This window comes from Snodgrassella sp. W8158, assembly GCF_016100435.1.
Classification (GTDB): Bacteria; Pseudomonadota; Gammaproteobacteria; order Burkholderiales; family Neisseriaceae; genus Snodgrassella; species Snodgrassella alvi.
In genome coordinates, this window is the sequence record NZ_JACFSM010000005.1 from 58,698 (window position 1) to 71,856 (window position 13,159).

Annotated in this window: 10 protein-coding genes; 5 read left to right on the top strand and 5 right to left on the bottom strand. The window is 42.0% G+C overall.

Translation table 11 applies throughout. The features are described from left to right. Positions 1–118 precede the first annotated feature (118 nt). Positions 119–2,599: an autotransporter outer membrane beta-barrel domain-containing protein gene (locus tag H3V11_RS10115; protein ID WP_198224811.1), complete on the top strand. Its 2,481-nt coding sequence runs from the start codon at positions 119–121 to the stop codon at positions 2,597–2,599. Between the two features lie 45 nt (positions 2,600–2,644). On the opposite strand, the gene pgl is transcribed toward H3V11_RS10115, so the two are convergent. After that, positions 2,645–3,343 carry a 6-phosphogluconolactonase gene (pgl, locus tag H3V11_RS10120; RefSeq protein WP_198224813.1) on the bottom strand — a complete coding sequence of 233 codons (699 nt, stop codon included), beginning with the start codon at positions 3,341–3,343 and terminating at the stop codon, positions 2,645–2,647. Positions 3,344–3,979: 636 nt separating this feature from the next. Here pgl and lysS point away from each other — a divergent pair. Further along, a complete protein-coding gene (gene lysS, locus H3V11_RS10125; protein ID WP_084550130.1) occupies positions 3,980–5,503 on the top strand; it encodes a lysine--tRNA ligase in 1,524 nt (507 codons plus the stop codon). Positions 5,504–5,573: 70 nt separating this feature from the next. On the opposite strand, the gene H3V11_RS10130 is transcribed toward lysS, so the two are convergent. Further along, complete coding sequence (locus tag H3V11_RS10130; protein ID WP_025329795.1) at positions 5,574–6,032, bottom strand: FxsA family protein; 459 nt, start codon at positions 6,030–6,032, stop codon at positions 5,574–5,576. A gap of 207 nt (positions 6,033–6,239) precedes the next feature. On the opposite strand from H3V11_RS10130, the gene H3V11_RS10135 reads away from it, so the two are divergent. The 3 genes from H3V11_RS10135 (at position 6,240) to H3V11_RS10145 (ending at position 8,636) form a co-directional block, all read left to right on the top strand. Further along, complete coding sequence (locus H3V11_RS10135) at positions 6,240–6,977, top strand: peptidoglycan DD-metalloendopeptidase family protein (protein WP_232335814.1); 738 nt, start codon at positions 6,240–6,242, stop codon at positions 6,975–6,977. A gap of 107 nt (positions 6,978–7,084) precedes the next feature. After that, positions 7,085–7,870 (top strand): 16S rRNA (adenine(1518)-N(6)/adenine(1519)-N(6))-dimethyltransferase RsmA, encoded by a 786-nt coding sequence (gene rsmA, locus H3V11_RS10140; RefSeq protein WP_198224815.1) that lies wholly within the window; start codon positions 7,085–7,087, stop codon positions 7,868–7,870. Between the two features lie 37 nt (positions 7,871–7,907). Continuing rightward, positions 7,908–8,636: an amino acid ABC transporter ATP-binding protein gene (locus tag H3V11_RS10145; protein WP_025329798.1), complete on the top strand. Its 729-nt coding sequence runs from the start codon at positions 7,908–7,910 to the stop codon at positions 8,634–8,636. A 163-nt stretch (positions 8,637–8,799) separates the two neighbouring features. Here H3V11_RS10145 and metF read toward each other — a convergent pair whose 3' ends face one another. The 3 genes from metF to H3V11_RS10160 form a co-directional block, all read right to left on the bottom strand. After that, the gene (gene metF / locus H3V11_RS10150; protein WP_025329799.1) at positions 8,800–9,633 is read right to left on the bottom strand and encodes a methylenetetrahydrofolate reductase [NAD(P)H]; all 834 of its coding nucleotides are present in this window, start codon (positions 9,631–9,633) and stop codon (positions 8,800–8,802) included. Positions 9,634–9,797: 164 nt separating this feature from the next. Then, complete coding sequence (locus H3V11_RS10155) at positions 9,798–11,069, bottom strand: sigma-54 dependent transcriptional regulator (protein ID WP_025329800.1); 1,272 nt, start codon at positions 11,067–11,069, stop codon at positions 9,798–9,800. Beyond that, a complete protein-coding gene (locus H3V11_RS10160; RefSeq protein ID WP_084550136.1) occupies positions 11,056–13,158 on the bottom strand; it encodes a PAS domain-containing sensor histidine kinase in 2,103 nt (700 codons plus the stop codon). Before H3V11_RS10160 ends, H3V11_RS10155 begins: the two co-directional genes overlap by 14 nt. Position 13,159: the final 1 nt, after the last annotated feature.

Sequence of the window (13,159 nt, forward strand, 5' to 3'; positions counted from 1 at the left end):
AAGAGTGTAATTAAATTTATTATATGATAAAAAATAATTTAATTGTAATAAACAAATATTAACTTAATTTATAAATATTGTGATATTATTTTTTATTTGTGTTAAAAGATTAATTTATATGATGAAATCAATACACCCGCCATTAAAGTTAAAAACTATTCTGCTAGTTGTTCTGGGATCATTGTCAGCTTATAGTGTAGCTGCTAATACTTGTCATGCTATAGACGGATGTAAGGTGCCAGATCCGGAAAATAATAAAATTATTATTACAGCTGATCAATATTATAATGGCATTCCTACTGAGAGTGAATTTAAAGAGTTGTTTACCGGAGCTCCCGGAGAAGATGGTCATAACTTGTCGATGTTCCGGATTCATGAATCAAATAATACTGCACATTCATTAACGGCAGAATTTTCTCCAAATACTGAAATTACAATAGATACCTCGTATTTAAATAATAAAAAGTACGGAGATCATCGGGAAGATATAGACCATACAGGTGTCAGTTTTGAATCAGAAACGGGCAATGCACGGTTTGTGATGCCTAAGGGTGTTCATTTTAGCTTGCAGGGGCAGCCAAAAGAATTTGACGAAGGTATTAAAGGAATTGAACTTAGCGGAGGATATCTGGATTCACAGGCTGATTTTACAATCACTGCTCCTCATTCTGATGCATATTATATAGCGGCTACTGGGGCTGGTACAGCTGCCAGCACAGCGAATATTCATGATTCAGAAATAAAGTTAGATAAAGATAGTGATTATTCAGCTGCAATTTCTATAGAAGTTTCGGATAATAATAATGCACTCGTCAATGTCAATAATATGAAAATACAAGGTGATGGATATATTAATTTTGGCATAGATATAGTGAATCAGAGTCCAGAGAATCATGCTGTTGCCAATGTTAGCAACACAGAAATAAATCTTACTAATCCGCTCAGTTCAGGTTTTTATCTGAATAACGGAAGTGAAGTAAATGTTAAAAATAGTACTATAAAGTCAGGTATTGGCATTATGCTGGCAACTACTCAGACGGAAGCGGATAAACATACATTTACAATTAAAGACAGTAAGTTAATCGGGCAGGATGCTTTACTGGGTGTCAATGATCATCGTTATTATGTTGAAGATGCTGAGGAGGATGATGCCATAGGAGATGAGCAGGTTGCTGCATTACAGCCATTTACTTTAACTGCGGATCATTCTCAATTGGCAGGACGTATTTATATTGATCAGGATCCGAAGCGGGCACCTAAAATAACTTTTAATCTGAATAATGGTTCTTCATGGACAATCAATGGTGATAGTGTCCTGGATGAGCTGAATATTCATGATTCAGTTATTTCTTTCAGTCAGGGTGGTAAATTTAAAACTCTGACAATAAATGGCGATTTAAATGGTAGCAATAGTCTGTTTAATATGAATACCAGTCTGGCCGATGGACAATCTGATAAGATTAAAATTCATGGTCAGGTTCATGGTGAACATAAAATCAGTGTGGCAGATAGTCGTAAACAGCCTAAAAAACCGAATATTCAGATAACTTTGGTTGAGTCTGAAGGTGGTGACGGATCATTCTCTATGGTTCAGAATTATGTTGATGTTGGCAGATATCGCTATTTCTTCCATCAGAACGGAAATGACTGGATTCTAAGTAATGATAATGGTGCCGCATCAGCCGGAGGCGGTCATTATGGCCCTCGGCATGAAATTAGTGATTTTGCCAATTCACTTATCAGTATGCGTCAGGCGGCCAGCCAGTTTGTATATCAGATGCAAAAACCTTTAAATGCACGCTTCAACAGTCTGAAAAATGAGTCACATGTTAATAATATGTGGTTGGACAGTAATTATACCAATAATCATTTTGACAGTACTGGCTCAAGCTATGGGTTGACTACCTCTGGTTTTAAGCAAAAATCATATAGTTTGCAATTAGGTTATGATCATTTGTTACCGTTGGGTAATGACGGTAATCAGACTTATTTGGGTGCTTTTGTGGGGCAGGGGCATTCTAGTGTAGATTTTAATGGTAATTATAAGGACGGTAATCTGAAAGCACTTACTACTGGTGTTTATGTCGGCTGGTATAATACAGCAGGCTGGTTTGCCGATGCGGCTTATCGTTATAGCCATCTGAAAGCTAATGCCAACAAAATGGATAAGGCTACATGGCATAGTAATAGTCTGAGTGTTGATGCGGGTAAAGATTTCAGCCTTTCTGATAAATGGGTAATCACACCTAAAGTTGGTATAACTGCCGGTCGTTTATCCGGTGATGATTATACGAAGAGTACGACTTTTTCTCGTAGTCAGTTAGGTGCGGCAATTAAAACTACTCTGGCGCTGAATAAGGTGAATCTGCATCCGTATGCAGGTGCTTACTGGTTACATGATAAAAACAGTCTGGGACATGCTATTGTTGATGATAGCAATATGCGTATTACCGGAGCTGGTAACAGTGGTCTGTATGAAGCAGGGCTGGGTGTGGATTTTAATTCAAATAATCACGCTGATTTCAAGCTTGATTATGCGAGCGGTCAGCATACAGAGCAGAAATTTGGCATTAATTTTAATTATCGCTATTCCTGGTAATTATGCTGAATTTAGTCAATGCGCCGGTTTTACCCAGCGCATTTTTTATTGAGCCAGATAAATCTGTAATGGCAGTTTCTGCTGATGCAGAACAGCTCTGATTGGCATATCGTTACTATTGATTCCGGCCAGTGCCTGTTGTAGTACCTGTTGTTGTTTTTTGCCGGAAAGTTGCAGATATAGATGTTTGCTATTTAATATTACCGGTAAAGTCAGGGAAATACGATCATGCGGTGCAGTCAGGGGTTTCATGTCTATTACCATTCTCTCGGAGTGCATATCCAGGCCTTTGGATAAATTTTCAGCATGAGGAAAAAGCGATGCTGTATGCCCGTCGTCTCCCATGCCTAATACCAGTACATCTATGGGTAAGGGTAATAGTTGCTCCAGACGTGCCTGAATTTCATCCACACCATCATATGGATTTTCAGCTACTGTTTTTAGGCTGATAAAGTGTGCTGCTTTAGCTTTATTTTGTAGTAAATGGGTATGAATCAGCCGTTCGTTGCTGTCTTCGTGGTGTTTATCAACCCAGCGCTCGTCCACGAGAGTAATATAAACTTTCTCCCATGCCAGTTGCGCTTTGCTTAGTATCTCAAACAGCTCTACCGGATTCGGACCGCCTGAAACGGCAAGAGAAGCGCAATCGCGCAGATTAATTGCATTTTGCAGGTTGGCAATAATAGCTGTAGCCAGAGCTGTATTCATCGCAATAGGTGTGTCATAAAGATGTAACTGATACATGTTCATCTCCTGAAAGATATATCTGGGTTTTATTGGTGATACAGCGATAAGGTTGTTAAATTTAATATTAAAATTATTATTCGCTGGTAATGGGTTAATGAGTTGTATTTCAATGTAATTGTTGTTAAAACAAATAATAGACTGTTGGTATTTTCGTATGCGCTAACGGATATGGCACAGGTTGACGGTTAATATTTTATTGTTATTTTTATGCTATTTTAATAAATAATCAAGAAATATATATTCAATATTGGCTGTTTATAGATTGCTACGGATAAATTTATGCTCAAGTCTGCTCTTCTGTTTAGCTGATATCAGAGATGTTGCTATCATTAATTTACCCGGGCAGGTTTATGTGCTTTGGTTACAGTTTGGTAATAATTTATTTCTTTGGGATGATGTTTAAAGTTTTTGCTGCCGGATGGTGTTAAGTTATTGCTGCTGGTTGAAGAAATTTGTTATGGCAATATGGGATTGCTGTAACTGAATCAGGTGTTTTAGATGTCAAACTGGCTGTTTTGACTTAAAATAGGCGGTTATTTTTAATTTTTTATTGCCTGAATTTAATACTATGCTCAATGGTGTTAGGCGGGCAGTTGTTAGTTGATAACAATTGCATATAGTATGAGGATGCATATGAGTGAACAGCAGAATGCGCCGGTAGCTGCCGCGCAAGAAGAACAACTGGATGAAAACCAGATTATGGCACACCGCCGTGAGAAGCTGACGGCGATTCGTGCTGAGGGAATTGCTTTTCCAAATGATTTTAAGCGGGATGCTTTTGCCGGAGATTTGCATCAGCTTTATGATGAGTTTGATAAGGATGCGCTAGCAGAAAAGGCAATTCCAGTAAAGGTAGCCGGACGTATTATGCTGAAACGTCATATGGGTAAAGCCAGCTTCGCGACCATTCAGGATATGACCGGCCGTATTCAGCTGTATATCAACAATCAGGGTGTTGGTGAGCAAGTTCATGATACATTCAAGCACTGGGATCTGGGTGATATTGTGGGTGCTGAAGGTGAACTGATGAAAACCAATCACGGTGAGCTTACGGTACGGGTGTCTGGTCTGCGGTTGCTGACTAAGTCTTTGCGACCATTACCTGATAAGTTTCACGGTTTAGCTGATCAGGAGCAGAAATATCGCCAGCGCTATGTAGATTTAATTACCAATGAGCAAACGCGTGACACTTTTGTGAAACGGAGTCGGATTATTCAGGCGATACGGAATGTGATGGTAGGTGAGCGCTATCTGGAGGTGGAAACACCGATGATGCATCCGATTCCGGGCGGAGCTACAGCAAAGCCGTTTGTTACGCATCATAATGCTCTGGATATGGATTTATTTTTACGTGTGGCTCCTGAGCTTTATCTGAAACGGCTGGTTGTGGGCGGTCTGGAGCGTGTGTTTGAAATTAACCGTAATTTTCGCAATGAGGGCATGAGTACACGCCATAATCCGGAATTCACGATGATGGAATTCTATGAGGCTTATGGTGATTACCAGCGCATGATGGACATGACAGAAAAGGTAATCCGTGCTGCTGCTATTGAGGCAACAGGCAGTGCTGTGGTGAGTTATAACGGTAAGGAGGTAGATTTAAGCCAGCCGTTTGCTCGTATGACTATTGTAGAAGCAATTAAACATTTTAATCCGCAGTATACGGATGAACAGCTGACGGATGAGGCCTGGCTGAAGGCTGAAATTAAAAAACTGGGCGGAGCTTTACCTATGGCTCAGGGTCTGGGTAGTTTGCAGCTGGCTTTATTTGAGGAGTGCGCGGAAGCGCAATTATGGCAGCCTACATTTATTGTGGATTATCCGGTAGAAGTATCACCACTGGCACGTGCATCGGATACTAAACCGGGTTTAACCGAGCGTTTCGAGTTGTTTGTGGTCGGACGCGAACTGGCTAACGGCTATTCGGAATTAAATGATCCTGAAGATCAGGCTGCGCGTTTCAAAGCTCAGGTAGCACAGCTGGATGCTGGTGATGATGAAGCAATGCATTACGATGCGGATTATATTCGTGCTATGGAATATGGTTTACCGCCAACCGGCGGCTGCGGTATTGGCATGGATCGTCTGATTATGCTGCTGACAGATGCTCAAACAATACGTGATGTTATTCTGTTTCCGCAAATGCGTTTAGAGTAGTCAGAATCGCCTTTCTGTAATTTAAAAGCCGCCAGATTAATTCTGTGCGGCTTTTGGTTTTGTTATTCGGTTATTTATGTGGAAGATTTGATTGTGTGCCGGAGTGAGCTGTTTGTTCGTTATCGGTTTCTACAGTGTACTCACCCTCGATAATGTCCCCCTGTTCTGGTTGTGTTGAACGGGAGAAGGATTGGGTTGTGCCGGTCAGAGGCTTGCCGCTAATAGGTAGTAATAACAAGGCAGCAAATATATCTGAGACAAATCCGGGGCTAATAAGCATGATGGAGGCGAATATGTAGCGCACTGGCCATAATAGCTGGTAAAGCGATACATTGTTGCCAGTACGAATGGTAGCCATTGCAAGAAATAAGCCGGACACGCCAATATTACGCAGCATAAAAATACCGCAGACAATTGACAGTAAGATGATAAGCAGTGTCCAGCCGCCGCCAATCAGATTGCTAACCAGAATAATGGAAAGGACTTCCAGTACTGCCAGTATCGGTAATGCCCAACCTATGTAACGCATGTAAGTTACCCTTTTAAGCTATAACATTTTTAACAGATGGTTGCAGGATCGAAGAATTCAATATAGCAGTTGTGAAATGGATTTCTCTGCCTGTCTGAAAAGAGGGGCTTACTAGTCAATGAGGCGGGAAAAGCTATGTTAATATCAAGCTAAGATTAACTAAACAAGCTATGCTATACAGATTCTTGTTAAGATTTTGGTAAATCAATGATACAGATATGGAAATTGAGCGGGATATTATGGCGTTCCGGTTTAAGCGTGTTGCTAGGCGGCTGTTTGTTGCTAGGTGGCTGTGCCAATAATAATCCGGCTAAAGCGCCGGTAATGAATGGCAAGGCACAAAATGGTTATTACCGGGTACAGCGCGGAGATACGTTATATCGCATTGGTTTGCGATTTAATCAGGATGTGAATACGCTTGTTCGCTGGAATCATCTGGCTAATCCTCATGCTATTGAAGTGGGGCAGTTGATTCGGGTACGTAAACCAAATTCTGTATCAGGTGGTTCTGCGGGAGTAAAACGACAGCCTGGTCGTGTTGCACCTAAACCGGATATCGGAACGACTACAACACTTGCTCCTGATATTCGTTTGCAATGGCCGGTACGGGGAAAAGTAATCAGTACATTTAATGGTCAGACGCAAAAGGGTATTGATATTGCCGGTAGCCGTGGTACGCCGGTTAAAGCAGCGGCAGCGGGTATCGTAGAGTATGCCGGAGAGGAACTGCGCGGATATGGCAAACTGGTACTGATTAAGCATAGTAACAGTACGATGACGGCCTATGCATACAATGATTCCCTGAAAGTTGTTAATGGGCAGAAAGTTCAGGCCGGACAGACAATCGCAACCATGGGAGACAGTGGAACCACTGGTGTAAAACTGCATTTTGAGGTTCGAGTGAATAGTAAGGCGGTTAATCCTTTACGTTATCTGTCAAATTAGCGTCAGACTACTGAAAGCAGATGTTAACAGGTACGTTGTACTGATTAGTCTGGTAAGTTGAGAATGGTGGTTTTATTTTATAATTGGGCAAAATTGAAGGAAGTATTATGAAAGAACATCGTGCCCGCAAACGTTTTGGTCAGAATTTTCTGCAGGATAAAAGTATTATTCAGGATATTGTGCGTGCGGTTCGTCCTCAGCCTGAGGATATGGTAATTGAAATTGGTCCGGGTCTGGCCGCAATTACGGAACCTCTTGCTATGGCTGTCAATAAACTGCATGTGATTGAGATTGATCGTGATATTGTAGCCCGATTACGTACGCTGCCATTTGCATCAAAACTATTAATTCATGAGGGTGATGTCCTGCAATTTGATTTTAATACTGTACCCGGCAAAAAAAAGATTGTTGGTAACTTGCCGTATAATATTTCCACGCCGTTGTTATTTCGTTTTGGTCAGTATGCTGATGATATTATAGATATGCACTTTATGCTGCAAAAAGAAGTGGTTGAACGTATGGTGGCAGTAGCAGGCAGTAATGATTATGGGCGTTTAAGTGTCATGTTGCAGTATTTTTTTGAGATGGAAAATTTACTTGATGTGCCGCCTCAGGCCTTTATACCTGCACCAAAGGTAGATTCAGCTGTGGTACGAATGATTCCGCAGTGTGGTCGCATTGGTATTGCTGAGGATTTTAATCATTTTGCTGCATTGGTCAAACAGGCTTTTCAACAGAGACGTAAAACTATTCATAATAATCTGAAAGAATCAGTAGATGATGCAGCATTGATGGCTGTAGGTATTGATCCCGGCAGCAGGCCAGAGCGGGTTACGCCAGAGCTTTATGTGGCATTAAGTAATCATTTGTTGCACAATGGCGCTTCTGTCTGAATGATTAATGCAGACAGTTACAGGATGTGGGGAATACATGATTGAATTTAAGAATGTCCATAAATGGTTTAAAGATTTGCATGTTATTAATGGTGTGAATCTGACTGTTAGTCAGGGGGAGGTGGTAGTGGTATGCGGTCCTTCTGGCAGCGGTAAATCTACGCTGATTCGTACTGTAAATCAGCTGGAAAAAATCCAGCAGGGTGAAATCTGGGTTGACGGGATTAATGTTGCTGATCCGAAAGCTGATTTAAATCGGGTACGAACTGAGGTTGGTTTTGTATTTCAGCATTTTAATTTATATCCGCATCTTACAGTTCTGGAAAATATTATTTTGTCACCGATGAAGGTGAAAAAAGAAAGTCGCGCGCAGGCTGAAGCCAAAGCTAAGGAACTGCTGGCTAAAGTAGGGCTGGCGCATAAATGCGATGCTTTTCCGCAGCAGTTGTCGGGCGGTCAGCAACAGCGGGTCGCCATTGCCCGCGGTCTGGCTATGGAACCAAGAGTAATGCTGTTTGATGAGCCGACTTCTGCTCTGGATCCGGAAATGATAGGTGAAGTGCTGAAAGTTATGAAAGATCTGGCGCTTAGTGGTATGACAATGATGGTGGTCACGCATGAGATGGGTTTTGCCCGTGAAGTAGCTGATCGGGTAGTATTTATTGATCATGGTGAAATTGTTGAAGAGGCTACTCCGGAAGAATTTTTCCAGCGCCCGCAACATGAAAGAGCTCAGCAGTTTCTTAATCAGTTGTTAACTCATTAGCTATTAATTATTTTGTTGTGATTAATTTAAATTAGACAGTCATATAATTTCGCTGATAAAAAATTAATCAGATTTTACAGCCCTTATCATTAAGACGATAAGGGCTTATTTCATTTGTATTGTATTAACAAATTTATATTTTAATTTTATTTATTATTTAGTTTTAGTAACCTAATCGCTGACATATAGTCGATACAAGTCCGGCCTGATTCAGAGTATAAAAATGCAGGCTGGGTGCTCCCTGCTGAAGCAAATGGTCGCACATTTCAGTTACTACATCCAGCCCAAGTGCTTTAATTGATGCTGTATCATCTGCATAAGACTGAAGTTTTAGGCGTAACCAGCGCGGAATCTCTGCGCCACAGGTTTCTGAAAAGCGTGCCAATTTGGAAAAGCTGGCAATAGGCATAATTCCGGGAATAATGGGAATATCTATTCCTCTGCCTTGCACTTCGTCCACAAACCAGAAATAACTGTCTGCATTGAAAAAATATTGGGTAATTGCGGAGTCGGCGCCGGCCTGACATTTACGTACAAAATGATTGATATCGTCTTCAGCACTGCGTGATTGAGGGTGAAATTCCGGATAGGCAGCAATTTCAATATGAAACCAGTCACCAAACTCCTGGCGGATAAGAGCAACCAGCTCATTTGCATAGCGCAGCCCCTGATGTCCAAAGCCCACGCCTGACGGAACGTCACCACGTAAGGCTACAATATGACGAATGCCCATGTCTTTGTAGGTTTGGAGCAGGCTGATCATTTCTTCACGGCTGGCGCCAATACAGGCCAGATGGGGAGCGGCTGCTACTCCATCATTCATAATATCGGTAATTGTTTGCAATGTACCGGCTCGTGTAGTTCCACCTGCACCATAAGTACATGAAAAATATTCAGGTTGATATTGGCTTAACTGTTTGCGGGTGATGGCCAGTTTGCGCCGTCCCTCTTCAGTACGCGGCGGAAAAAATTCAAAGCTCAACTGGGTAAAACTCATGATTAAACAGTTTCTCCGTAGGTTATGGTTAGATATCTAACCATAACGTTTCAGACATGCTCAATCAATGTTTTATTGCAGATTTTCTTTGAAAAATCCGCTAAATAATATGAATAAAATTCATAATAAAATTTGCAGAGAATTTATTATCCGGTTTATCTGATTTATTTTTCAGCTTGCCGGCGCGAAAACTGAATACCAAGCTGTTTAAGTTTGCGATAAAGATGAGTTCGTTCCAGCCCTACTTTCTGAGCCACTTTACTCATGTTATGTCCTTCCTGAGCTATGTGGTATTCGAAATAGCGTCGTTCCAGATCCTCTCTCAGTTCACGCAGAGGCAGATCAAAATTGAAGCCGTTCATGGTTTCATGAGGCTGGTTATGTTTGAACTGATTCAGAATAGTACTGACAACATTAACGTCAATTTCGTTATTTTCTGCTGTGAGCATCAGGCTTTTAACAACACTGCGCAGCTGTTCCAGATTACCCGGCCAGTCGTACTGACGCAATTCATTCAAGGCGGCAGTAGTGAATTTTACTGGCGGAATTTTCTGACTTTCTGCCAGTTCGGTCGTTATTTGTTCAACCAGAAATACCATATCATCCAGCTGCGAACGCAACGGAGGAATGGCAACAATTAGTGATGACAAGGTATTAAGCAGCTTGTTATCCTGTAACGGATCGGTAATCATTTCTTTAATTGATCTGCTGCAAACGCAGATAATGCGTGCGTTGTAGCGGTCTGCTTTAGTCAGAATGAAACCGATACTTTGCTGGGTACTTTTACCATACTGGGCTATATCGCCCAGATAAAGTATGCCACCTGTGGCTTTCTGCAATAATTCAATAGGAGCGTCAACGATTTGTTCTACTTTGGAGGGTTCTACCCAGGGAGTTGAGCTTTTATGAAATGAGCGTGCTACCAGTTCAAAAGGAGAGCCCAGTTCACCGGTTAGTAATACCGGAGTACTGAATTTAGCTATACGTTCCAGTTGCTGATTTAATTCTTTAATTGCAGGGCTGTGACCGAGCTTATCCAGTGTCAGATTGGAAGCAGCCTGCATTTGCCCGTATTTTAAAGCACGGTCTACGGTACTAAGCAGTTTTTGCAGGGAAATAGGTTTTTCCAGAAAATCCAGTGCGCCAATTTTTGTGGCTTCTATGGCAGTGTCAATGCTGGCATGGCCGCTCATCATCACTACCGGCATAGTTAACTGTCCGGATTTTGCCCATTCTTTAAGTAAGGTAATCCCATCGCAGTCAGGCATCCAGATATCCAGTAATACCATCGCAGGGCGTGTTTGCTGGCGTAGTTGGCGGGCAGTATCGGCATTTTCGGCTGTGGTGACGGTATAACCTTCGTCCTGCAAGATTTCCGATAATAAATCGCGGATACCTATTTCATCATCAACAATTAAAATATCACTGCTTCGCATTTCTATTCACCTGTAATGGTAAGGTTATTTTGACACAAGCCAGTCCGTTTTTCTGATTACTGATTTGGATCCGCCCGCCGTGTTCTTCAATGATTTTTTTTACTACCGGCAATCCCAGTCCGGTACCACCGGGTTTGTCTGTTACATAAGGGTCAAATGCATGTAATAACATCTCCTGACTAAATGTTTTACCATTATTACTTACGTAGAAAAGAATATGTTCGCTATTTAATTCAGTTTGTATGCTTACTTCAGGAGAGTCAGATGCTGCAGCTGCCTCTACTGCATTTTTCAGCAGATTATGAATAACCTGACGTAAAGCTCCGCTGTCAGCGTTAACATTCATTACTATCTTACTCAAATTAACTGTAAATGTACAATTACTACCTTCATAAAGTACCAAAACCTCGCGTATTAGTTCATTTAAATCAAGGTTTGTGAATTTTAATGCCGGTGAACGGGCATAATTGCGGAATGCTTCAACCATATCTTTCATTGCTGCTACCTGACGGATAATGGTATTAGTAGCACGGCTTAAAATTTGTCTGTCCGCTTCGTTTAATTTATCACTGAGCTTCCACGCCAGCCGTTCGGCAGATAGTTGAATTGGTGTCAGCGGGTTACGGATTTCATGTGCCAGCCGCTGGGCAACCTCACCCCATGCTGCTTCTTTCTGAGCACTTACCAGAGCTGTAACATCATCAAACACCAGTACAGTACCGCCACCGCTGTCTTCGGGCAGAGGTGTGGCCTTCCCTAGTAATATCAGAGCCTCATCTTTGTGATTATAGGTAATTTGCGCCGGTTTGTTCTGATATTCTGTAGTCAGTATCTGTTGAAATACATCAGCCAGCATTGCTGTTTGCGGGCTTTGTTCTGTAAGTTGGCTGATATTTTGCCCGAGTATCGGATTCAGATTCTGGCCAAGGATGTTCTCCGCCATTTGATTAAAGGTAATCAGGCATCCTTCTGGATTGAGGGTAACTACACCAGTGGTCAGGCTATTAAGTATATATTCCAGATAATGTCTGGCCGCTTCCTGTTGTTCACGTGAATGGCGCAGCTGTATTGTCATGTGATTAAACAGACCGGTTAATTTTCCCAGCTCATCATTGCGATAAATGGTTTGTTGTACGTCCAGATCACCTTTGGCCACTGCACGGGCACCATCGGCAAGTGACAGAATAGGGGCAACAAATTGCCGGGCAAAATATAACGCCACCAGCAGAGCCAGAATAATGGACAGCAGGGTAGCCATTAGTAATGTAGCCAGAAAAAAGGTTTGCAGACTTTGTTTAGTAAAGCTCAGCTCCCCATATTTTGCCCGTGCCGCTTCAATCAGAGTTGCATCCCGTGCTACTTTGGCCGGAATTGGCTGGCGGAAAAACAGGGCTTTATCGCTGTTGTGTCCGGGTAAAAGCAGCCAGCCCTGTGCATAAAGAATATTATTGATACTTTCAATCTCACGGACAGAGCCTGAATTATGCAACTGCTGAATCAGATTCGGGTTAAGTTCAGGAGTGGACAGGTGCTGAGGATTATATTCGGCTTCAAGCCGTTTATTGTTTAAATTATAAATATCTAACTGACTGAACTGTCTGCTTTTGCCATTTTTCTCTAGAACGGGTACTAGTGGTTGTTCCAGACCATTGGCTGCAATCAGGGCGATCTGAATATTGGCCGCCCGGCGAACTGTGTTGTCCAGCTCATAATCCAGAGCCGATTTACTCAGGCTGATACTGCGGTTTAGTGCTTCTTCTGTATCGTTACCAAACCACGAATGAATACTGTGCGAGATAAACTGTGCAGATACTCCGAACAGAAATAAACCGGGTAATACAGCTACCAGGGTAAACATGGAAGCCAAACGCAATGCAATTTTGGAACCGAACTCCTGTCTGTGCCGGCTTTGCAGCAATTTCCACCAATAAGAACCGGCCATCAGCATCAGTGCCAGTACCAGTAGTGAAGCAAATCCAAAAGCAAACCAGAAATATTTTGAGAAAACATTAGTGTTGCCGGTAGCGACAGCCAGAACATACAGGGTCACTACACAGAGTACTGCCATGACCAGAATCAGCCGTCTCATT